General features: G+C 72.0%; 16 protein-coding genes and 1 pseudogene. 8 read left to right on the top strand and 9 right to left on the bottom strand.

Annotated features, from left to right (window positions below; genetic code table 11):
- Positions 1-72: 72 nt before the first annotated feature.
- The 5 genes and pseudogenes from OG390_RS08250 to OG390_RS08230 form a co-directional block, all read right to left on the bottom strand.
- Positions 73-717, bottom strand: coding sequence for a CoA transferase subunit B (locus OG390_RS08250; RefSeq protein WP_406166282.1), 645 nt, complete (start codon positions 715-717; stop codon positions 73-75).
- Positions 717-1,499 carry a CoA transferase subunit A gene (locus OG390_RS08245; RefSeq protein ID WP_406166280.1) on the bottom strand — a complete coding sequence of 261 codons (783 nt, stop codon included), beginning with the start codon at positions 1,497-1,499 and terminating at the stop codon, positions 717-719. The genes OG390_RS08250 and OG390_RS08245 overlap by 1 nt, the downstream gene beginning before the upstream one ends.
- Before the next feature lie 101 nt (positions 1,500-1,600).
- Positions 1,601-3,319: pseudogene (locus tag OG390_RS08240) on the bottom strand (FAD-dependent oxidoreductase); the annotation flags it as partial.
- Between the two features lie 330 nt (positions 3,320-3,649).
- Entirely contained in the window at positions 3,650-4,552 is a 903-nt protein-coding gene (locus OG390_RS08235; RefSeq protein WP_406166279.1) for a helix-turn-helix domain-containing protein, read from the bottom strand.
- A 225-nt stretch (positions 4,553-4,777) separates the two neighbouring features.
- Complete coding sequence (locus tag OG390_RS08230; RefSeq protein ID WP_406166277.1) at positions 4,778-6,595, bottom strand: TIGR03767 family metallophosphoesterase; 1,818 nt, start codon at positions 6,593-6,595, stop codon at positions 4,778-4,780.
- Positions 6,596-6,951: 356 nt separating this feature from the next.
- Between OG390_RS08230 and OG390_RS08225 the strand changes: the two genes are divergently transcribed.
- Both OG390_RS08225 and OG390_RS08220 read left to right on the top strand, forming a co-directional pair.
- A complete protein-coding gene (locus tag OG390_RS08225; protein ID WP_406166276.1) occupies positions 6,952-7,692 on the top strand; it encodes a hypothetical protein in 741 nt (246 codons plus the stop codon).
- Entirely contained in the window at positions 7,689-8,234 is a 546-nt protein-coding gene (locus OG390_RS08220; RefSeq protein ID WP_406166274.1) for a SixA phosphatase family protein, read from the top strand. Before OG390_RS08225 ends, OG390_RS08220 begins: the two co-directional genes overlap by 4 nt.
- 3 nt (positions 8,235-8,237) lie before the next feature.
- On the opposite strand, the gene OG390_RS08215 is transcribed toward OG390_RS08220, so the two are convergent.
- Positions 8,238-10,229, bottom strand: a complete 1,992-nt coding sequence (locus OG390_RS08215) for an amino acid transporter (RefSeq protein ID WP_406166272.1) — start codon at positions 10,227-10,229, stop codon at positions 8,238-8,240.
- Positions 10,230-10,399: 170 nt separating this feature from the next.
- Between OG390_RS08215 and OG390_RS08210 the strand changes: the two genes are divergently transcribed.
- The 3 genes from OG390_RS08210 (at position 10,400) to OG390_RS08200 (ending at position 15,437) form a co-directional block, all read left to right on the top strand.
- On the top strand, positions 10,400-11,026 hold the full coding sequence (locus OG390_RS08210) for a YigZ family protein (RefSeq protein WP_406166270.1): 627 nt from the start codon (positions 10,400-10,402) through the stop codon (positions 11,024-11,026).
- A gap of 70 nt (positions 11,027-11,096) precedes the next feature.
- Positions 11,097-12,260: an exonuclease SbcCD subunit D gene (locus tag OG390_RS08205; RefSeq protein WP_406166268.1), complete on the top strand. Its 1,164-nt coding sequence runs from the start codon at positions 11,097-11,099 to the stop codon at positions 12,258-12,260.
- Positions 12,261-12,434: 174 nt separating this feature from the next.
- Complete coding sequence (locus OG390_RS08200) at positions 12,435-15,437, top strand: AAA family ATPase (RefSeq protein WP_406166267.1); 3,003 nt, start codon at positions 12,435-12,437, stop codon at positions 15,435-15,437.
- A 96-nt stretch (positions 15,438-15,533) separates the two neighbouring features.
- Here the strand turns inward: OG390_RS08200 and OG390_RS08195 are convergent, their stop codons facing one another.
- The gene (locus tag OG390_RS08195) at positions 15,534-15,980 is read right to left on the bottom strand and encodes an Lrp/AsnC family transcriptional regulator (protein ID WP_369244993.1); all 447 of its coding nucleotides are present in this window, start codon (positions 15,978-15,980) and stop codon (positions 15,534-15,536) included.
- A 182-nt stretch (positions 15,981-16,162) separates the two neighbouring features.
- Here OG390_RS08195 and OG390_RS08190 point away from each other — a divergent pair, with 182 nt between their 5' ends.
- Positions 16,163-16,705, top strand: a complete 543-nt coding sequence (locus OG390_RS08190; RefSeq protein ID WP_406166265.1) for a rhodanese-like domain-containing protein — start codon at positions 16,163-16,165, stop codon at positions 16,703-16,705.
- Positions 16,706-17,152: 447 nt separating this feature from the next.
- On the opposite strand, the gene OG390_RS08185 is transcribed toward OG390_RS08190, so the two are convergent.
- Complete coding sequence (locus tag OG390_RS08185; protein WP_406166263.1) at positions 17,153-17,992, bottom strand: ATP-grasp domain-containing protein; 840 nt, start codon at positions 17,990-17,992, stop codon at positions 17,153-17,155.
- Between the two features lie 77 nt (positions 17,993-18,069).
- Between OG390_RS08185 and OG390_RS08180 the strand changes: the two genes are divergently transcribed.
- The gene (locus OG390_RS08180) at positions 18,070-18,585 is read left to right on the top strand and encodes an immunity 21 family protein (RefSeq protein WP_406166261.1); all 516 of its coding nucleotides are present in this window, start codon (positions 18,070-18,072) and stop codon (positions 18,583-18,585) included.
- Between the two features lie 64 nt (positions 18,586-18,649).
- The gene (locus OG390_RS08175; protein ID WP_406166260.1) at positions 18,650-19,495 is read left to right on the top strand and encodes an SDR family oxidoreductase; all 846 of its coding nucleotides are present in this window, start codon (positions 18,650-18,652) and stop codon (positions 19,493-19,495) included.
- A gap of 96 nt (positions 19,496-19,591) precedes the next feature.
- Here the strand turns inward: OG390_RS08175 and OG390_RS08170 are convergent, their stop codons facing one another.
- Positions 19,592-21,283, bottom strand: coding sequence for a DUF885 domain-containing protein (locus OG390_RS08170; protein WP_406166259.1), 1,692 nt, complete (start codon positions 21,281-21,283; stop codon positions 19,592-19,594).
- Positions 21,284-21,324: the final 41 nt, after the last annotated feature.

Below are 21,324 nucleotides of genomic sequence, written 5' to 3'. Positions count from 1 at the left end.
TGCCGGCCCGCCGGTCCGGGGTGCTGTCCGGGAATCCCGGCCGGCGGGCGATTGGGGGGAGCCGATCCACGGTCACCTGACGGTGTCGGGCACTCGTACGCGCGCGGCGGTACGGCTGACGATGTCGTCGGCGCTGACGCCGGGAGCCGTCTCGACGAGGACGAGCCCGTCCTCGGTGACGTCCAGGACGCCCAGGTCGGTGATGATGCGGTCGACGCATGCCCTGCCGGTCAGGGGCAGGGTGCAGGCCTCCACGACCTTCGGGCTGCCGTCCTTGGCGCAGTGGTCCATGACGACGATCACCCGCCGGGCGCCGTGGATGAGATCCATCGCACCGCCCATGCCCTTGACCATCTTGCCCGGGATCATCCAGTTGGCGAGGTCCCCGGCGGCGGAGACCTGCATGGCTCCCAGGATCGCCGCGTCGATGTGACCGCCTCGGATCATCCCGAAGGACAACGACGAGTCGAAGAAGCTCGCGCCCGGCAGCACCGTGACCGTCTCCTTGCCCGCGTTGACGAGGTCCGGGTCCACGTCCTCGTCGGCCGGGTACGGGCCGACACCGAGGATGCCGTTCTCCGACTGGAGCACCACATGCACCTCCGTCGGGATGTGCTCGGGCACCAGCGTGGGCAGTCCGATGCCGAGGTTCACGTAGTCGCCGTCCTGGATTTCGGCCGCCGCTCGTGCGGCCATCTCGTCCCTGGTCCAAGGCATTAGCGTCGCCCCGTCCTTTGTGCCGGAGGCGCGGAAATCGTGCGCCGTTCGATCTGCTTGTCCGCGGCCTGCTCCGGCGTCAGTTCGACCACCCGCTGGACGAAGACGCCGGGGAGATGGATCTCGTCCGGGTCCAGCTCGCCCGGCTCGACCAGGTGCTCCACTTCGGCGACCGTGACGCGGCCGGCCATGGCGGCGAGCGGGTTGAAGTTGCGGGCCGAGCGGTGGAAGACGAGATTGCCGTGGCGATCGCCCTTGGCGGCCCGGACCAGTGCGAAGTCGGTGGTGATGCCGTGTTCGAGCACGTAACGCCGCCCGTCGAACTCGCGTGTTTCCTTGGGCGGTGAGGCCACTGCCACGGTGCCGTCGGGTGCGTAGCGCCAGGGCAGGCCGCCCTCGGCGACCTGGGTGCCGACACCGGCGGGGGTGAAGAAGGCGGGGATTCCGCAGCCGCCGGCCCGCAGCCGCTCGGCGAGCGTGCCCTGCGGCGTCAGCTCGAGCAGCAGTTCCCCGGAGAGGTACTGGCGGGCGAACTCCTTGTTGTCGCCGACGTATGAGCCGGTGACACGGGCGATGCGACCCGCGGAGAGGAGGATGCCGAGGCCGCCGCCGTCCACACCGCAATTGTTCGACACCACGCTCAGCCTGCCCGCGCCGGTCGCGTACAGCGCCTGGATCAGCACATTGGGGACACCGCTGAGGCCGAAGCCGCCGACGGCCAGCGACGCTCCGTCCGCGACGCCGGCCAGCGCCTCCTCGGCGGTGGCAACCACCTTGTCCATGGGCATTGCACTCCGTTCGGGTCCGGCAGCTCGCCGGACCGGCGTCTGCCTTGCTTCCTGTGGTCCTGTGTGGGGCCTGGACCTGGTCCTGGGCCGCGCCGTCAACGCTGGAGCACGGTCCGAAGCGCGCCGAGCAGCTCGGCGTTGGCCGAGGATTCGTCCTGCGGAGTCGTGGCGGACCGCCAGGCGATGTATCCGTCCGGGCGGACGAGCAGGCAGGCGTCCTCGGCCACCTCCGATACGCGGCGCCACTCGCCGTAGGCGTCGCGGCTGTTCTCGCCGCCGATGCGCGCGCACTTGAGAGGGACGCCCAGGGCGGACTCGCAGGCGGCCGCGGCGGCCTCCCACACGCCGCCGGACGGCCCGGTCACCAGCGTGAAGATTCCCTTGCCGACGACGTCCAGCGTGGACAGGCGGTGGCCGTCGTTGTCGACGAGCCAGGCGTGCGGCAGCTTGGCGCCGGGGCGCGTCGTGGGCCGGTGGATCAGCTCCGGGTCCCCTGCCCATTCCTCGGCGGGGCCTGCGTCCTGGACGACCGCGGAGGAGACATAGCGCTGGTTCAGCTCGACACCGTGGGCGTTGAACTCGTAGTTCTTCAGCTGGACGGCTTCCTCCAGCGCCTGTCGCCGCTTGGTGCCGTCGGCCGTCTCGCTGCGGGATGCGGCGAGACCGTTCGCGATGTCGTCGTCCCCGCTGTACCCGTCGAGGCCCAGGGCCTCGAAGATCGGGCCGAACTGGTCGCGGCTCAGGTTGGCGCGATCGACGATCTGCTTGCCGATCGGTGCCCGCTCCGCGGTGTAGGTGTCCAGGAGAGCCGGCCCGGCCTGACCACGGATGACCATGGCGAGCTTCCAGGCCAGGTTGAACGAGTCCTGGATGGAGGTGTTGGAACCGAGACCGTTGGACGGCGGGTGCCGGTGCACCGCGTCACCGGCGCAGAAGACACGTCCGGCCGAGTATGTCGTGGCGTAGCTGTGGTTGACCGTCCACAACGAGCTCGACGTGATCTCGACGGGAATGTCACGGGCGCCGACGAGGTCGTGGACGATGTCCCGGGCCGTCGCCTCGTCCATCCGGGGCGGGGGCTGGTCGATGTCGTACCCCCACACCAGCAGCCACTCGTTCCACGGCCGCACCATGCGCACCAGGCCCATGCCGATGCCGCCCATGTGGGCGCCCGGCCGCAGCACCCAGTACAGAACGCTCGGACGGTGGGCCACATACCGGGACAGGTCGGCCTTGAAGGTGATGTTCATGCTGCCGGCCTTGCCGCTCTGACCGGCGATCGGCAGCCCGATCTGCTCCGCCACCCGGCTGCGGCTGCCGTCCGCGCCGATCAGGTAGCGGGCCCGCACGGTGAACTCGTCCCCGCGCACCCGGTCCCGTAGCAGGGCGGTGACACCGTCGGCGTCCTGCTCCAGGCTGAGGAACTCGGTGTCGAAGCGGACCTTTGCGCCGCGCGCGGCGGCGTTGTTCACCAGGATCGGTTCGAGGTACGTCTGCGGTAGGTCGATCATCTGCGTGGGGCTGGCGGCACCGTACTCGGTGGCCGCGTGCGGACCGGTGCCCCAGCTGCGGATCCGGCCGATCTCCTCGCCGGTCAGGGCGGTGCACAGGACGGTGTCGCCCATGAGTTCGGCGGGGCTGCCGGCCGCGGCGGCCTCGGCGTCCACGCCGAGGTCGCGCAGCACCTCCATGGTGCGCTGGTTGGTGATGTGCGCGCGGGGGGTGTTGGCCAGCCAGCCGTACTTATTGACGAGCAGAGTGCGAATTCCGTAGGTGGCCAGGAGCAGGGCGGCGGATCCGCCTGCGGGGCCGCTGGGAGCAGCCGAGCCGCTCGACTTCGTCGCGGACCTGGCCGACCGTTCCGGTGCCGAAGATGACCCGCGAGGGGTGGGAGGTGTAGACGAAGTTCCTCATCGTTGTCCGCCTTCGCGTGAGCCGTGGGTCCTGGACGTCTGCCACCGAGTGTCGGGGCCGTGAACGTTCCGTTTCCTGCACGATTCACGCGTGTTTCTGCAGGATCGGCGCAAGGCTTCCGAGGCTCGGCGGACCGGTCCGGGGCGCGCCGGATCGCGGCGGGGCGGGCAAGGGGGCGGTACGGCGGGAGGGCGCGAGTGATGCGGCGGCGAGGGCCGCGGAACCGAGGGTCAGGCCGCCCGGCGGAAGGCAGCGGGGGTCGTGCCCAGCTTGTCACGCATGACGCGTGTGAGGTGTTCCTGGTGGGAGAAGCCGCAGCGGACGGCCACGTCGGCGATGGGTAACGTCGTGGTGCGCAGCAGCCGGCGTGCGTGGTCCAGCCGCAGTTGGAGCAGGAACTGGTGGGGCGACTTCCCGGTGCTGGCTCGGAACCGTCTGGTGAACTGGCTCGCGCTCAGACCGGTGGCCGAGGCCAGCTCCGCCACGGGCAGCGGCTCGGAGAGCCGTGTCTCCATCAACTCGTGGGCGGACGTGAGCTGCTGACCCGTCAGTCCTGACGACGCGCTGTCGCGCTCCGCGGGCCGGCCGGCCGCATGCGCGTGGGCGAGCCGAGCGGCGAGCGTGCCGACAAGGTGGTCCGCGTAGGTGCGTGCGGAGGGCTCCCAGTGCCGCACGACGCCGTCCAGAGCCAGGACGAGTTGCTCGATCAGCGGGTCGGAGCTGCCCAGTTCCTCGGCGAGTTCCACCGTCCCGCCCTCACCGTGCGCTTGCTGCAGGACCGAGTCGGCGAGGTAGAGGTGGACGGTGTCCAGTCCCCCTTGGAGTTCCACGTCCAGCGCCCGGCCCGCGGGGTGGAGGAAGATCCCTCCGGCCGGAATCCGCTGCGTCCGCATCGACCGGCCGGTGCGGCGCCGAACGGTCACCGGGCCGCCCAGATGCAGGATCAGCAGGTGGGTGGGGGCGGCGTCGAATGTCGCGTGGTACGGCCGTTCTCGCTGGGTGGAGACATACGCGTGCTCCCAGCCCAGGCCCGAGCTGGTCCGCTCAGGTCTCACCCACGCCTGGCGCAGGATGCCGCTGGTGTCGAGGAGTCCCAGCTCGGACATCGGCGCCCCGAGGTCGAAGGTGCCCATGCGAGCCTCCCGTGGGTCCGTCGGCAGATCCATTTTATTGAATGTTTAATTGCTGCGGCGTATTCCCCGCAAGACCTTCTGCGCCCTGGCCGCTGCTCCGGTGCTCCTTCGCGACCGGGTGCCGCTTGCTGTACCGGACGGCTGGAGGAGACTCCTGTACGCCCGACACCCTCGAGCCTCAGCGACGGGTGAGCCGCACGGCAAGGGTTTCAGCGACCGCGTGTGTCATTGGCCCCCGCGGATGCTCAGCAGCTCCGTGTTGCGATCGCCGGCGCCGCCCGCCCAGCCCTCCTGGACCCCGGCCCTCATGCCGTCGGCCAGTCCGGGAGCGTTGTACGCCAGCTCCCGGTAGAGGGAGGCGAGGCCGACCGTCGACAGATCGTCGAAGTCCGGGGCGGTGCGGTGCGGGGCGGCCGACTCGATGAGGGTGGTGAACAGGGACAGCGTCCCGTCCTCGTTGTCGGCCAGTTCGAACAGCCGGGCGTGATGCGGATAGTCCACGTGGGAGGCGGTGTTGACCTCCCAGAAGGAGCGGGCGGGTGTCGCGTGCCCGTGCGGTGTGATCCGGTTGACGTGGCTGTGGCCGTTGATCCAGGCGACCACGTTCGGGAACCTGCTGAGCAGGGCGATGACTTCGGCGCCGTCGTGGCGCGGCTCGTCGGTGCGGGCGGCGTCGGGGCGGCGGGTCATGCTCGGGCTGTGGTGGTGGCTGAAGACCAGGATGTGGGCGTCGTCGGCGCCGGGATGGCGGACGAGACGGCCGTCCGTGTCGTAGGACCGGGAACTGTGAGCGGCCAGTGTCCTTTCCAGCCAGCGGAGTTGGTCGGTGCCGAGCGAACCCTCGTAGTGGCCGCTGCGGTACGTCGTGTCGATGCTGATCCCGATGACGTTCTCGGCGACCTGGAAGGTGTAGTACATCCGATCGCCGTCGAGATGGTCCTGCGTATAGCCGTGGCCGACCGGACCGGCACCGGCGTGGGCGGGGTCGAGGTGAGCGGCCAGATAGTCGTGCGGGGTGCACAGCCGGCGCCGCTCGTCGGCCGTCACGGTCCGCGCCGATGCCGCGTTCCTGCTCAGGATCGCCTTGAGCACCTCGCTCTTGGGATCGTCGCCCGACCCCAGCGCCTTCGCGTAGGCGGCGGCGTCCGCGGGCGGTACCGACAGCAGCTTGCGGGAGCCGACCGCGTAGTCGCTCAGCGCGGGCGAGAGGCAACCGCCGGGCAGATCGTCGTGGTTGCCGACCGTCGAGTGCCACGGGATGCGCAGCCCCGGGCTGGTCACCGGCCGGGTCACGGCGTCGAGGAAGCCGGGGATCAGGGGCAGCCCGCGCCGCTTGTCGAGGTCGCGCAGCACCGCGTCGCCCGGATGCCAGTACAGGGCGAGCCCGGAGTTCTGGACGCCTTCGTACGCCCGCGGGTCACCGGTGTTGGGGGTGATCCGACCGCCGCTCATCAGCGTGAGGAACCACTCCAGCTCGATCGCGGAGTTGTTGTCCACGTTGTCGCCCGTGGTCATCACGAACGCGGGCGGCTGACCGGTGTGCGGGCCACCGCCGAGCGCGTTCACCTGCTCCACGAGCGCGACCGCCCCCGCCACCGTCAGCGCCTCCTGCGCCCGCCACGCGGTGGGGGTGCGCGACCGCAGGAATTCCGTGCGCAGCGGGTTCTGCACGTCGGCGAGATGCAGATCGGTGAACTGGACGAAGCACGCGAGCGCCGTGCGCCGGTCCTCGCGCCCGACACGGGGCGGCGCCAGGTCACCCCGTACGACCGTGGGCCAGCCGGGGCCCGAGACCAGCCGCCGGTAGGTGCCCGGGTGCGCCGTGCCCCCGAGGCGCGCCGTCGTCTCCAGGGTCGTCGTGGCGTGCGGCGCCGACCGTTCGGCGCCGGCGCGTACGGCGGGCTCGGGCTGTGCGGAATGGGGCCGGCGTTGCCGGGGCAGGAGGGCTCCCGCCGTGCCGGCCGCCCCGACTGCCGCGGTGGCGCCCGAGGCGAGCAGAAATCGACGGCGGTTGATCGCGGACGCGGGTTCGGTCCCGGCCATGGGGCGGCCCTCCGGTGCCTCCGAGTGACTCACTGAGCGGAACCACTCATTCAGGTCCCAGGGGCACACGCGTGGCGACGCGATGAACGCCGCCGGAACAGCAGCACCGGCTGCCGGGCGACCTCGGCGGCCTCGGCCGCGGGACGGTCCACGGAAGGTCGGGCGAGTCTTGCGGGAGCCGGTCGAACCCTGGTGCCCGGGCCCGGGAAGGAGCTCCGTCCGGGGTGATCCCGAGTGCGAAGACCTGCCCGCGGCCCTCGTGGTCGTACGGCGACAGGCCCTTTGAAACGGGTACACGTGTCTGGAATGGGTCCCACCTCCCTGCGCCCGGCCCCCGGCCCGCCTACGCTCACCCCGTGCTCCGTATCATCGACGCCCGAACGGGCGAGCCCACCGACGTCGCCCGCGCCCGCCGCAGCCTGGTCCGCGTCCACGCGCGCGTGTGCGGGTACGACACCACGGGTCTGCGGGTGCTCCTCGTCGCGGATGTCCTCGTACGGGCCCTGGAACTCGGCGGAACTCCCGTCTGGGCGACCCTGAGCTGCTCGGCGGACCGGGCGGAACTCCGAGCCGGTGCCGCGTCGCTCGGTATCCGGCCGTTCGAGGAGCACCATGAGGCCGGGACCGGGCCGGGCGAGGCGCAGACCATCCACGTACTCGGCCCGGAGCGCGGGACGACGGGCGACGGGACGAGTGAGGGCGCGGCGACGGGCGGCGTGCGCGTCGAGGTCGCGCCGGTCGAGCCCGGCAATGGTCCCGTGGACCCCTCCGTCCTGCGGCTGGCCCTGCTCGCGCACCGCAGGGACCAGCCCGTGCGGCTCGACGCGGCCACCCTGGCGGACGCCGGCGATACGCTCGCGCGCTGGCGCGGTGCGGTGGCCGGCTGGGCGACCCGGCCGTCCCGGCCCGTCCCCGAGGACGTACGCCGGCGGCTGCGCGCAGCCTGGGAGGACGACCTGGACGTACCCGGCGTCCTCCGCGTCCTGCGCTGGGTGGAGACGTCCGACGTGCCGGACGGGGCGCGCTTCGAGACCTACGCCTACGCCGACCGTCTCCTCGGGCTCGAACTCACTCGGGAGATCGGGGCGTCGCTGTGATGGCGCGCGCCGGAGCCGGCCCGCTGCGCAGACTCGTCGTCCTGCGGCACGCCAAGTCCGCCTGGCCCGCGGGCGCGGCCGACCACGAGCGGCCCCTCGCGCCGCGCGGTCGGCGCGACGCTCCGGCGGCCGGACGAGCCCTCGCCGACGCCGACTGCCTGCCGGACCTCGCGCTGTGCTCCACCGCGGTACGCGCCCGCCAGACCTGGGAGCTGGCCGCGGAGCAGTGGGGCACCCCGCCGCCCGTACAGCTGGACGCGCGGCTGTACGGCGCGGACGTACCGGAGTTGCTGGAAGTCCTGCACGAAGTCCCGGCCCAGGTAAGGACGTTGCTGGTGATCGGGCACAACCCCGGCCTCGAGGAGCTGGTCCTCGAACTGGCGGGGGACGGGCTCGACGACGCGCTGGCACAGGTACGCCTGAAGTTCCCGACCTCGGCAGTCGCGGTCCTCGCCTGGCACGGCAGCAGCTGGCGGGAACTCGCCCCCGGTACGGCCCTGTTGACGGAGATGCTCGTGCCGAGGGGCAAGAAGCATCCCTGAGGCTCAGCCGACGTGGACCCGGGGCCTGCGCTCCGGGTCGGGCTCGGCGCGCCGGAGCACCTCCCGGGTGACCGGGGCGACCTCGCCCTCACCGAAGACGAGGAAGCGCACGAGGTGGCTCAGCGGATTGCCCTCGGTCCAGTTGAAGTAGGCGTTCGGGACCTGGCCGGTGCGCTCGCGCAGCTGCATGAGGACGGCGGCGATCGTGTTGGGCACGGTCGCGCTCTCCACGCGCAGCCTGCGTACGCCGTGCTTCTCGTCGCCGTGCACCGCCAGGTCGGCCGTGAAGTCGGAGGAGTCCGTGACGAAGACCTCCAGGAACAGTACCGGGCGGCCGTCGGGGATGTGGGTGTGTTCGCGCTGGCTGTGCTCCTTGGCGCGGTACTCCCGGGTGCTGTGCTCCTGCGGCTCGTTCGCGATGAGCTGCAGGGGGCCACTCGCGGCGGCTTCGTCGATGAACCGTGTCGCCGCCTCGTCGAAGGTGACGTCGGCGGCGCGCAGTTCGAAGGCGCGGCGCACCCGGGACGCGAACGAGGTGACCAGGATCGCGAGGATGAAGATCAGTGCGATCTTGATGCCGTCCGGACGCTCGATCACATTGGTGACCAGGGTGTATCCGAAGACCGCGGTGATCGCGCCGAATCCGGTCGCGGCGGCCCGGCGGCCCCGCTTGTGCACGGCGACGGTCGAGGCGAAGGACGCGGAGAGCATCAGGACCAGCACACCGGTCGCGTAGGCGCCGCTCTGGTCGTCGACGTTCGCGTTGAACCACAGCGTGATGAAGACCGCGGCCGTCATGAAGACCAGGACCAGCGGGCGCACCGCACGGGTCCACTCCGGTGCCATGCCGTAGCGCGGCAGATAGCGGGGCACGAGGTTCAGGAGCCCGGCGAGCGCGGAGGCGCCAGCGAACCAGAGGATCGCGATGGTCGAGAGGTCGTAGACCGTGCCGAAGGCCTCGCCCAGGTGCTCGTGCGCGAGATACGCGAGGGCGCGCCCGTTCGCCGAGCCGCCGCTCTTGAACTCGTCCTGAGGGATCAGGATCGTCGTCGCCAGGCTGGACAGAAGGAGGAAGCCGCTCATGATCACGGCGGCTGTGGTGAGCAGCTTGCGGGTGTCACGAATCCGGCCCGTCGGCTTCGCGTAGGTGTCCGTCGGGTCGCCCGTGACCTGGGGCATCACCGCGACACCCGTCTCGAAGCCGGACATGCCGAGTGCCAGCTTGGGGAAGACGAGCAGCGCCACGGCGATCATGGCGAGCGGCGAGGAGTGCTCGGCCGTCATCGCGTCGGTCCAGTTGCCGATCCTGACCGGGTGGCTCAGGACCTCGCAGGTGGCGACGGCCAGAACGACGACATTAAGTGTGAGATACGTCGCCACGAGCGCCACGGCGATGCCGATGGCCTCCTTGAAGCCCTTCAGGAAGACCGCACCCAGGGCGGCGACCAGGACGAGGGTGATCCAGACGTTCGCGTGGTGCATCCAATGCGGAGCGAAAGGATTCTCCACGACGTGCGCGGCGGCATCCGCGCCCGACAGCGTGATGGTGATCATGAAGTCGGTGGCGGCGAACCCGAGCAGCACGAGAACGAAGATCTTCCCCGCCCACCAGGGCAGCAGCCGCTCCAGCATCGCGATCGAGCCCTCGCCGTGCGGGCTCTCGCGCGCGACCCGGCGGTAGACAGGCAGCGCGCCGAGCAGGGTCAGCGCGATCAGCACGAGCGTCGCGAGCGGGGAGAGCAGTCCGGCCGCGAGTGCGGCGATACCCGGCTGGTAGCCGAGCGTGGAGAAGTAGTCCACGCCGGTGAGGCACATGACCCGCCACCACTTGTGGCCGTGGTGCTCGGCGTCCGGGGTGGCGTGCGGGCCCGGATGCCGTGCCGACTGTTCGCTCAGGCCCTCCAGGAGCCATGCCCGCCAGCGGGGCGTGGCAGCGGAGGGCCCCGGTTCGTCGGGTTCGGCGGCGTCCTTACTCTCCACCTGGGTGCCGGTCATGCTGCGATCTCCCTGCGATCGGTCGGGCCGCGTGGGGCCGAGGGTCTGGCCGGGGGCCTTGGACAACGACGAGCGAGTATTCACCACATCGTCGTCCGCGCCGCTGCCGGGGGCGGCCGGGCGCGGATCCGCCGTCCGCCACGCGCGTGTGCAGCGCATACGCTGGCCTGATGCAGGACGAGTACCGCACCGTGGCCCGCGCCGGCGTGCACGAGACCGAGGTCAACCGCTCCCGCTTCCTGTGCGCCCTCGCCCCGGCCGCCACCGAGCAGGAGGCGCAGGAGTTCATCGCCGGCGTCCGCAAGGAGCACGCGGACGCCACGCACAACTGCTACGCGTACGTCATCGGCGCCGACGCCGCCGTGCAGAAGGCGAGCGACGACGGCGAACCGGGCGGCACCGCGGGCGTCCCCATGCTCCGGATGCTGCTGCGCCGCGACATGCGGTACGTGGTCGCTGTCGTCACCCGCTACTACGGCGGGGTCAAGCTGGGCGCGGGTGGACTGATCAGGGCGTACGGCGGCTCGGTGGGCGAGGCGCTCGACACCCTCGGCACCCTCACGCGCAAACGCTTTCGTCTGGCCACGGTGACGGTGGACCACCAGCGGGCCGGCAAGGTCCAGAACGACCTGCGCTCCACCGGGCGCGAGGTGCGCGATGTGCGTTACGGCGAGGCGGTCACCATCGAGATCGGGTTGCCGGACTCCGACGTCGAGGCCTTCCGGGCGTGGCTGGCCGACGTCACCGCCGGGACGGCCGGGTTCGAACTGGGCGGAGAGGCATACGGGGACGCATAGGCGGGCCGGCACGGGCCGATACGGGAGTAGCCGCCCGTGATGTCCGACCCGCCCGTTAGTCTCGGGGATCATGAGGCTTCTGCACACTTCCGACTGGCATCTCGGCCGGGCGTTCCACCGGGTGAACATGCTCGGCGCCCAGGCCGAGTTCATCGGCCGCCTCGTCACGACCGTGCGCGAGCGCGACGTCGACGCCGTGGTCGTGTCGGGGGACGTGTACGACCGGGCGGTGCCGCCGCTCGCCGCCGTCGAGCTCTTCGACGACGCCCTGCACCGACTGGCCGACGTCGGCGTGCCCACGGTGATGATCTCCGGGAACCACGACTCGGCGCGCCGGCTCGGTGTCGGCGCCGGCCTCATCGGGCGCGCCGGTATCCACCTGCGCACCGAGGCCTCGGCCTGCGGCACACCCGTGGTGCTCTCCGACACCCACGGCGATGTGGCCTTCTACGGGCTGCCCTATCTCGAACCGGCCCTGGTGAAGGACGAGTTCGGGGTCGAGAAGGCCGGGCACGAGGTCGTGCTCGCCGCCGCCATGGACCGGGTCCGCACCGACCTCGCCACGCGCGCGCCGGGCACCCGCTCCGTCGTGCTCGCCCACGCCTTCGTCACGGGTGGCGAGGTCAGCGACAGTGAGCGGGACATCACCGTCGGCGGAGTCGCCTCCGTACCCGCCGGGGTCTTCGACGGCGTCGACTACACCGCGCTCGGGCATCTGCACGGCAGCCAGACCATCACCGAGCGCGTGCGCTACTCCGGCTCCCCGCTGCCGTACTCGTTCTCGGAGACCGACCACCGCAAGAGCATGTGGCTCGTGGACCTGGGCCCCGAAGGCGCCCTGAGCGCGGAGCGGATCGACTGCCCCGTCCCCCGAGCGCTCGCCCGCATCCGCGGCCACCTGGACGACCTTCTCGCCGACCCGGCGCTGGAGCGCCACGAGGAGGCGTGGATCGAGGCGACCCTCACCGACCCGGTGCGCCCGGCCGACCCCATGGCGCGGCTGACGGACCGCTTCCCGCACACGCTCAGTCTCGTCTTCGACCCGGAGCGGGCTCCCGAGGGCCCGGACATCTCCTACGCCCGGCGTCTGGCGGGCCGCAGCGAGCAGCAGATCGCGGAGGACTTCGTGGCCCATGTGCGCGGCGCGGGTCCCGACGCGGACGAACAGGCCGTGCTGCGGGACGCGTTCGACGCCGTCCGCGCGGACGAGGCCGTACGGGAGGTCGCCCGGTGAAGCGACGGCTGCGGAACACGGAGGGCGCCCGGTGACATCACGCGCACGGGACTCCAACAGGGCGCGAGGCCTTGGGGATTCCAAGACGGCCCGATGGCTCGTGGACTCCAGGACGGCCCGATGCCTTGGGGGCCCCGCGAGGGCCCGACGCCCGCTGGATATCGAGGGGGACCGATGAGGCTGCACCGCATGGACATCACCGCCTTCGGGCCCTTCGGCGGCGCCCAGAAGGTCGACTTCGACGAGCTGTCCGCCGCCGGTCTGTTCCTGCTGCACGGGCCGACGGGCGCGGGCAAGACCTCGGTCCTGGACGCCGTCTGCTACGCGCTGTACGGAGCGGTGCCCGGCGCCCGCCAGAGCGGCCAGGGTCTTGGCCTGCGCAGCGACCACGCGGCACCCGCCACCCGCACCGGGATCCGCCTCGAACTCACCGTCGCCGGACGCCGGTTGGAGATCACCCGACAGCCGCCCTGGGAGCGCCCCAAGAAGCGTGGCGTCGGCACGACGACCGAAAAGGCGCAGAGCTGGCTGCGGGAGTACGACGCGACGGCGGCCTCCTGGAAGGACCTCAGCCGCTCCCACCAGGAGATCGGCGAGGAGATCACCCAGCTGCTCGGCATGAGCCGCGAGCAGTTCTGCCAGGTCGTGCTGTTGCCCCAGGGCGACTTCGCGCGCTTCCTGCGGGCCGACGCCGAGGCCCGCGGGAAGCTGCTCGGCCGTCTCTTCGACACCCACCGCTACGCCGAGGTCGAGAAGCGCCTCGCCGAGCGGCGGAGGGCGGCCGAGGCCGAAGTACGCGCCGGAGACGCCGCGTTGCTGGCCGACGCGCACCGGATGCAGCAGGAGGCCGGGAACACCGTCGAGATTCCGCCGCCCGACCTGGCGCCCGGCGATCCCGGCCTCGCCGGCGCGGTCCTGGCCTGGGCGGCCGTGGCCCGCAGCACCGCCCGTGAACGGCTCACGATCGCCCACTGCACCCGTACGGCCGCCGAATCCGCGCAGGCCGCGGCGGGCCGTGTGTTCGACGACGTGCGCGAAGTGGCCCGCCTGCAGCGCCGGTTCGCTCAGGCGCGGGAGCGTGCCGCGAGCCTGGAGGAGCGGGCCGACGCCCATCGGGAGGCCCAGGCGCGGATGGAGCGCGCCCGCAAGGCCGAGGCGGTGGCCCCCGCGCTCGACCTGCGCGAGGTCGCCGAGGCCGAGCACCGACGCGCGGCGGCCGAGGAGGCACACGCGTGTGCCGCCCTGCCGGACACCTTCGCCGAGGCCGGTGCGCCCGGACTCGCGGCGGCGGCGCGCAAGGCGGCCGAGGAACTGGGCGGCCTGGAGTCGGCACGCCGGGCCGAGCGAAGAGTGGCCGAACTCGTCGAGGAGCGCGCCGACTTGGACCGGCAGGAGCGGGCCGACGAGGATGCGCTCCAGGAGGCCGACAGTTGGCTGGCCACGTGGGAGGCGACCCGCGCCGGTATCGAGGCGCGGATCGAGTCCGCGCAAGAGGCCGCGACGCTCGCCGAACAGCTCGCCGTCCAGCGCGAACCGGCGCTGAAGCGGCTCAACGCGGCCCGGCAGCGCGACCAGTTCGCCCAGGACACGGACGACGCGGCCGCGCGGGCCCTCGCCTCGCGCGAACGCGCCACGCAGGCGCGCACCCACTGGCTGGACCTGAAGGAACAGCGCCTGAACGGCATCGCCGCGGAACTCGCCGCCGGCCTGCTCGACGGCGAGCCGTGCGCCGTATGCGGTGCCACCGAACACCCCGCGCCCGCACGGAAGATCGCGGGGCATGTCGACCGGGAGGCGGAGGAGCGCGCCCTCGCCCTGTATCAGCGCGCCGACGAGGAGGTCGCCGAGGACGAGCGGCGGCTCGGTGTGGTACGCGAGTCGCTGGCTGCGGCGAGCGCCGAGGCGGGCGACGCGCCCACGGCACAACTCGTCGAAATGAGCGAGGAGTTGGAGCGGCAGTACGCCGAGGCCCGCGCGGCCGCCTCCGGGCTGCACGCCGCGCGTGAGACCCGGGAGCAGGCCGAACGAGAGCATGAACGGCGGCTGTCCGCCCAACAGGCGGCCGCCCGCCGCGTCGCGTCACGCGCCTCTCTCAGGGATGCCCTGGACCGCGAGAGGGCCGGTCTGGAAGGTGAGCTGGCACAGGCGCGCGGCGCCGCCGCAAGCGTATCCACTCGGGCCACGCAGCTGGAGCGGCAGGTCGCGCTGCTCACCGAGGCCGCGGACGCGGTCCGAGGGGCCGAGGACACCGCGCAGCGCCTGAAGGACGCCGATGCGCGGCTCGCCGACGCGGCCTTCCGCGCCGGATTCGACACGCCGCAGGCGGCGGCCGATGCGCTGCTCGACGACGCGGCTCACCGGGAGCTTCAACGGCGGCTGGACGCCTGGCAGTCGGAGGAGGCCGCGGTGCGCGCCGTCCTCGCCGAGGCCGACACGGCGGCCGCGGCGCGGCGGCCGCCCGCCGACCTGTGGGCCGTGGAGCAGGCCGCGGAGTCCGCCGCCCGGCGCCTGCGGGACGCCGCCTCCGCGCAGGACGCGGCCGCGCGGCGCTGCGCGGAGCTCGACGGACTGTCCGTGCGTGCGGCCAGAGGAGTCCGCCGCCTGGCGCCGCTGCGCGAGGAGTACGACCGGGTGGCCCGCCTGGCCGGTCTCGCGGCGGGCACATCGGCGGACAACGAGCGCAAGATGCGCCTGGAGTCGTACGTCCTCGCCGCGCGCCTGGAGCAGGTCGCCGCCGCCGCGACCGTGCGGCTGCAGCGGATGTCCTCCGGGCGCTACACCCTCGTGCACTCCGACGACCGTGCGGGCCGTGGCCGCAGTGGGCTCGGGCTGCATGTCGTCGACGCCTGGACCGGCCGGGAGCGCGACACGGCGACACTCTCCGGGGGCGAGACGTTCTTCGCCTCCCTCGCGCTGGCCCTCGGCCTCGCGGACGTGGTCACGGACGAGGCCGGGGGAGTGCGGCTCGACACGCTCTTCATCGACGAGGGTTTCGGCAGCCTCGACGACCAGACCCTCGACGAGGTTCTCGACGTTCTCGACTCGCTGCGGGAGCGTGACCGCAGCGTCGGAATCGTCAGCCATGTCGCGGATCTGCGCCGGCGCATCCACGCCCAGCTGGAGGTGGTGAAGGGCAGAACGGGGTCGGTCGTACGACAGCGGGGCATCGACGACTGACGGGCAGCCCCGCCGGGGGGCCCTATTGGCAAGGCCCAACAGGTGGGGCCTGACAGGTGGGGCCCGGCCGACAAGGCTCGGCCGGCAAGCCCCGGCTCAGTGGCCCAGCGGTCGCCGTGGCAGCGGTGAGGAGTAGACGACGCTCGTCGTCACCGAACCCAGGGCGCCGATCCTGCCCGACACCTCCTCCAGGTGGCTCATCGAGCGCGCCGCGACCTTGATGACGAAGCAGTCGTCGCCGGTGACGTGGTGCGCCTCCAGGATCTCGGGCGTCGCCTCGACGAGGTCGTGGAACGGCTTGTAGTTGCCGTTGGGGTATCTGAGGCGGACGAACGCGAGGATGGGCAGACCCAGGCTCTCCGGGTCGACGACGGCCGCGTACCCCTGGATGACGCCCGCCTCCTCCAGGCGCCGCACCCGCTCGGTGACCGCGCTCGCGGACATGGAGACGGCCCGGGCCAGCTCGGCGAAACTGGACCGGCCCTCGCGCTGGAGGACATCGAGGATGCGCCAGTCGGTGGCGTCCGGGGAATACGCGGTCATGTGCGATGGATAGCAGGGAAATCCCCGGCCTATCAAGAGGGAAGCCGTGGATCGCCACTTCAGGAAGTGGATCACCGGCCGTAGATTCTTGGCCAGGAAGTCCCGCGTGGCCGGTGCGGAAGAAGCACCGGGGGGCCGGAAACGGCACCAGACCCGTGGGACCCGGGAGGGAAGGCCTGACCATGAGCGTGACCGCTGACACCCCTGCGAGCAGCCCCGTGACCAGCCACGGAGCCAGCCTCGTGACCAGCTCCGTGACGGTGACGAACCCCGTGCTGCGCGTCGCGCCGGCGTCCCCGGCAGCGGCCGCCGCCTACTTCGGCGCCAGCCTCGCCTTCCACGCCGACGTGTCCGACGTCGCCGCCGCCCTCGCCACCGACGCCGACCCCGGATTCGTCGTCGTCGACTCCCGCTCCACCGAGTCGTGGGACCAGGGACACGTCCCCGGCGCGATCCACCTGCCCTGCGCGCTCATCCCCGAGCAGGCCGAGCAGCTCCTCGACAAGTCGGTGCCCGTCGTCACGTACTGCTGGGGCCCCGGCTGCAACGGCGCGACCCGTGCCGCCCTCGCCCTCGCCGAACTCGGCTTCCAGGTCAAGGAGATGCTCGGTGGCTTCGAGTACTGGGCGCGCGAGGGCTTCGAGTTCGAGACCTGGGAGGGACGCGAGCGGCGTGCCGCGGACCCGCTGACGGCGCCGGCCGACGCGCAGGACTGCGGCTGCTGAGCCGTTCCGGACCTCGCGCCGAGTCCTGTACGGCTCCGGACCTCACGCCGAGTCCTGTACGGCTCCGGACCTCACGCCGAGTCCTGTACGGCTCCGGACCTCACGCCGAGTCCTGTACGGCTCCGGACCTCACGCCGAGTCCTGTACGGCTCCGGACCTCACGCCGAGTCCTGTACGGCTCCGGACCTCACGCCGAGTCCTGTACGGCTCCGGACCTCACGCCGAGTCCTGTACGGCTCCGGACCTCACGCCGAGTCCCGTAAGGCTCCGGACCTCACGCCGAGTCCTGTACGGCTCCGGACCTCACGCCGAGTCCCGTAAGGCTCCGGACCTCACGCCGAGTCCTGTACGGCTCCGGACCTCACGCCGAGTCCTGTACGGCTCCGGACCTCACGCCGAGTCCCGTAAGGCTCCGGACCTCACGCCGAGTCCCGTAAGGCCCGGGCATCATACTGAGCGCCCTGCCACCCCGAGCGCCCGCCTCAGTCCCGTACGACCTCGGGCAGCGGGCGCAGGAAGCGGAGGTTCCGCCGCCGTGCACTCGGCCACCGGGCGGGCCGCGCGCAGCACCACGTCGAGGGCGGCGTGGGGATCGAAGGCGTAATGCCCGCTGGCCCAGGCTGCGTTGGCCTCGACGACGGCCCAGCGTGAGGTGCCGCCGGCCGGCAGACCGACGTCCACGACGACGGCACTCGGCAGCCCCGCCTCGGCGAGGCCGGCGGCGAAGGCGAGCACCTCGTCCTTGCGGGGGTCCTCGTCGAGCGGTGCGACATCCAGTTCGCCCCGCGCGAAGTACCGGCTTCCGGTGCGAACTTCGCCGTCCAGGAGGAAGAGCCGGTACTCCACGGCGAACGCCATGATGTCGCTCACGAGGACCGGGGTGTCGTCGTCCACCGCGTCCGGCCCGGGCAGCCGGCTGCCGTCCGGATAGACGCGCGCCGGAAAGCTCTTGTCGTTGGGCGGCTTCACGAACGCCGGACGTCGCAGCTGTCGGGCCTCGGCTACAGTGCTGAACTCGATCTTCCTGCTCGTGAGTTGGTACGGCAGCTGGGCCAGCCAGTCCGGCGGCGCCTCCAGCAGTCCGAGTCCGAGTCCCGGCTCCCCGGCGACGGCGTCCGCGAACAGCGGCCCGGCGTACAGCGTTGCTCCGGGCGTTCCCCGCCACTCGTCCGGCACCCGCCAGTCGCGCAGCGTCTCGACATGCATGCCACGTCGCCGCGCGGCGTCGGCCAGCGCCTGTCCGGTGGCGGTGACGCGCGGGGAGAGGAGGAGGGTTCGGATGCTCATGGGGGTCGAGGGTCGCGTATCGGACAGGGGAGGGGACACCGAATTTCCCGCGCATCCCCGCCGTGTAGCTTCTGCGCATGGCCAGATACGCGGACCCAGGTGCCGTCGAGTGGGTGGAGTCGGGCGGCGGACCGCTCATAGCGATCCCGGAGGTCGTGCTGCCGTTCTGGTCGGGGGCCGACGGTGACGACATGTCCTCCGACTACGACCGGGCATGTGACGTCGACGGATTCATCGGCCTCGTGCCCGTCGGCGACACCGGGGCCCTGGTCCTCGGGGACGAGCCCGCCTCGACGTCCTACCTGCCCGAGCACGGCACCTTCGTACGGTGGTGCGCCGCCGAGTCCGAGGACGAACTGCTCTCCGGAGTCCCCGCGGCTCTGGCGGCTGCGGAATGGGAGCCGGAGGTGCAGTGGAACGTGCCCGGCCCCGTGGTCCTCTTCGACGCGGCCTGGCCGGGAACCGCTTCGGTGCGCACGGACCACCTGAGGGTCGCGCTGCAGCCGGGGCGGTACGCGGTGCGCGCGGCGTACGTGGAGCCGGGACCCGAGACCTGGGTGGGGCTCGTACAACTGCGTCGGCTGAATCCCTGAGGAAGCGCGTGGTGCGCGGGAATTCACGTGCACCGCACCCGCACACCGCCCATCATGGTCCGTCATGCCCCAACTCCCGCACCCCGCACCCGAAGAACTCCGTCGAGACGTGCTCCCGCTGCGCGGCCGGACCGCCCTTGTCACCGGGGCGGGCCGACGCGGAGGGATCGGCTACGCCGTGGCCCGGCGGCTCGCCGCTTACGGGGCGAGCGTGTATCTGCACCACCATGTGCCGCACGATGCCGCGATGCCGTGGGGCGCCGACCGTCCCGAGAAGGTGGCCGCCGGGGTGCGTGAGGTGCTCGGTGACCCCGCGGCCCGGGTCGTCGAGGGGCCGGGCGATCTCTCCGATCCGACGGAGCCGGCCCGGCTGATCCGGACGGCCGCGGACGCGCTCGGCGGAGGTGTCGACATCCTCGTCGCCAACCACGCGCTGAGCGGGTCGGACGGCACCCTCGGCACCCTCGACGCCGCGATGCTCGACGCCCACTGGGCGGTCGACACCCGCTCGGTGCTCCTCCTCGTCCAGACCTACGCCCGACTGCGGGCCGCACTGCCGCCGGGCGAGCCCGGGGGCCGCGTCGTCATGATGACCTCCGGCCAGGACATCGCCGGCGGCATGCCCGGTGAGATCGCCTACGCCCTGCAGAAGGGTGCCCTGGCGTCGATCACCCGCTCGCTGGCGACCGCCCTCGCCGAGCACGCGATCACCGTGAACACCGTCAACCCCGGTCCGGTGGACACCGGTTACCTGACCGGCGACGCCCACTCGGCCGTCGCGGCGATGTTTCCCGCCGGACGCTGGGGGCAGCCCGACGATCCCGCGCGCCTCATCGCATGGCTCGCCACGGACGAGGCGGCGTGGATCACCGGGGAGGTCATCGACTCGGAGGGTGGATTCCGCCGCTGACGCCGGCCGATCACGGTGGCTCCCGGGTGTGGGGACGACGCCCCGCGGTGGCCGGGCTCGAGCCGTGGGGCTGAGACCGGCCGCCGCGAGTCAGCATCAGAGCTGGGACAGCTCGTCCACCAGGTCGTCCAGGCCCAGGGAGCCCTGGGAGAGGGCCGCCATGTGCCAGGCCTTCGCGTCGAAGGCGTCGCCGTGGCGCTTCTTCGCGTTCTCGCGGCCCAGCAGCCAGGCACGCTCGCCGAGCTTGTAGCCGATGGCCTGACCGGGGATGGTGAGGTAGCGCGTCAGCTCGCTCTCCACGAAGTCCGCCGGACGGCTGCTGTGCGCGCCGAAGAACTCCTGCGCCAGGTCAGGGGTCCACCGCTTGCCCGGGTGGAAGGGCGAGTCGGCGGGAATCTCCAGTTCCAGGTGCATGCCGATGTCGACGATGACCCGGGCGGCGCGCATCATCTGCGCGTCCAGGTAACCGAGCCGCTGCTCGGCGTCCGTCAGGAAGCCCAGCTCGTCCATCAGGCGCTCCGCGTAGAGAGCCCAGCCCTCGCAGTTGGCGCTGACCCGGCCGACGGTGGCCTGGTAGCGGGACAGGTCCTCGACGACGTACACCCATTGCGCGAGCTGCAGGTGATGCCCGGGCACGCCCTCGTGGTACCAGGTCGAGACGAGGTCGTAGACGGGGAAGCGGGTCTGCCCCATCGTGGGCAGCCACGTACGGCCGGGTCGTGAGAAGTCCGCCGACGGCGCGGTGTAGTACGGGGCCGCCGCACCGCCGGGCGGCGCGATGCGGGACTCCACTTTCCGTACCGGTCCGGCGAGTTCGAAGTGCGTGCCGTCCAGGGCCTCGATCGCCTCGTCCATCAGTCCCTGAAGCCAGGCCTGGACCTCGTCGACTCCCTCGATGTGCTTGCCGTGCTCGTCGAGGTGCGCGAGCGTCACCCACGGCGTCTCGGCGCCGGGCAGGATCTTCTCGGCTTCGGCCCTCATCTCGGCGAGCAGCCGGTGGTACTCGGCCCAGCCGTACGCGTACGCCTCGTCGAGGTCCAGATCCGTACCGTTGAAGTAGCGCGCCAGCCGCGCGTACCGCTCGCGGCCCACCGTGTCGGGCGCGCCCTCGATCGTGGGCGCGTACACGCCGCGCATCCAGTCCCGCAGGGCTACCAGCGCCTCGGTCGCGGTGCGGGCGGCCGTGTCCAGCTCGTCGCGCAGCGCCTCGGGGCCCGCGGACACGAAGTCCTCGAACCAGCCGAGGCCCTGCCCGTCGGTGTCCGACCACTCGGTGAGCTGGTCGATGAAGGTCGCGGTCGGGCGGGGGCCCGCGTACAGCTTGCGGTCCAGGCCGAGGGCGAGGGACGCACGGTACCCCTCCAGCGCGGTCGGCACCGCGCGCAGCCGCTCGGTGATCGCGGCCCAGTCCTCGTCCGTCTCGGTCGGCGTGAGGGTGAAGACCTGCCGCACCCCGTGCGCCGCCGTGTGCAGGTTGCCGACCGACCGCAGGCCCTCGCCTGCCTCGTGGACGGCGAGTTCGGCGGTGAGGCGCTCGCGCAGCAGCCGGGCGCAGCGGCGCTCCATGTCACGGTCCGCGCCGGGCTGCCGCTCCGCCTCGTCGAGCCGCGCGAGGGTCGCCCGCGCCAGATCGGCGACGGCCTCCTGGCCGGCGGGCGAGGTGTCGGGGAGCTTGCTGTAACTCTCCTTCACACCGAGGTACGTACCGAGAACCGGGTCGAGGGCGATGAGATCGTCGACATAGGCGTCGGCGACCTCTCGGGGCAGCGGGTTCTTCGTCTCTGACATGCGGACATCCTCATACGAGGATGCGGTCGGCGTCAGCCCGA

This window comes from Streptomyces sp. NBC_00996, from assembly GCF_045162675.1.
GTDB lineage: Bacteria > Actinomycetota > Actinomycetes > Streptomycetales > Streptomycetaceae > Streptomyces.
The sequence above is the reverse complement of the archived record's forward strand: the minus strand, read 5'-3'. Positions and strand labels throughout refer to the sequence as shown.

Bases quoted from the DNA above. Each gene is read 5' to 3' on its own strand.
- OG390_RS08235 (WP_406166279.1), bottom strand. From the start codon at position 4,552: ATGGGCACCTTCGACCTCGGGGCGCCGATGTCCGAGCTGGGACTCCTC.
- OG390_RS08185 (WP_406166263.1), bottom strand. From the start codon at position 17,992: ATGAGCATCCGAACCCTCCTCCTCTCCCCGCGCGTCACCGCCACCGGA.
- OG390_RS08180 (WP_406166261.1), top strand. From the start codon at position 18,070: ATGGCCAGATACGCGGACCCAGGTGCCGTCGAGTGGGTGGAGTCGGGC.
- OG390_RS08215 (WP_406166272.1), bottom strand. From the start codon at position 10,229: ATGACCGGCACCCAGGTGGAGAGTAAGGACGCCGCCGAACCCGACGAA.
- OG390_RS08245 (WP_406166280.1), bottom strand. From the start codon at position 1,499: ATGGACAAGGTGGTTGCCACCGCCGAGGAGGCGCTGGCCGGCGTCGCG.
- OG390_RS08210 (WP_406166270.1), top strand. From the start codon at position 10,400: ATGCAGGACGAGTACCGCACCGTGGCCCGCGCCGGCGTGCACGAGACC.
- OG390_RS08230 (WP_406166277.1), bottom strand. From the start codon at position 6,595: ATGGCCGGGACCGAACCCGCGTCCGCGATCAACCGCCGTCGATTTCTG.
- OG390_RS08190 (WP_406166265.1), top strand. From the start codon at position 16,163: ATGAGCGTGACCGCTGACACCCCTGCGAGCAGCCCCGTGACCAGCCAC.
- OG390_RS08195 (WP_369244993.1), bottom strand. From the start codon at position 15,980: ATGACCGCGTATTCCCCGGACGCCACCGACTGGCGCATCCTCGATGTC.
- OG390_RS08175 (WP_406166260.1), top strand. From the start codon at position 18,650: ATGCCCCAACTCCCGCACCCCGCACCCGAAGAACTCCGTCGAGACGTG.
- OG390_RS08205 (WP_406166268.1), top strand. From the start codon at position 11,097: ATGAGGCTTCTGCACACTTCCGACTGGCATCTCGGCCGGGCGTTCCAC.
- OG390_RS08250 (WP_406166282.1), bottom strand. From the start codon at position 717: ATGCCTTGGACCAGGGACGAGATGGCCGCACGAGCGGCGGCCGAAATC.
- OG390_RS08170 (WP_406166259.1), bottom strand. From the start codon at position 21,283: ATGTCAGAGACGAAGAACCCGCTGCCCCGAGAGGTCGCCGACGCCTAT.
- OG390_RS08200 (WP_406166267.1), top strand. From the start codon at position 12,435: ATGAGGCTGCACCGCATGGACATCACCGCCTTCGGGCCCTTCGGCGGC.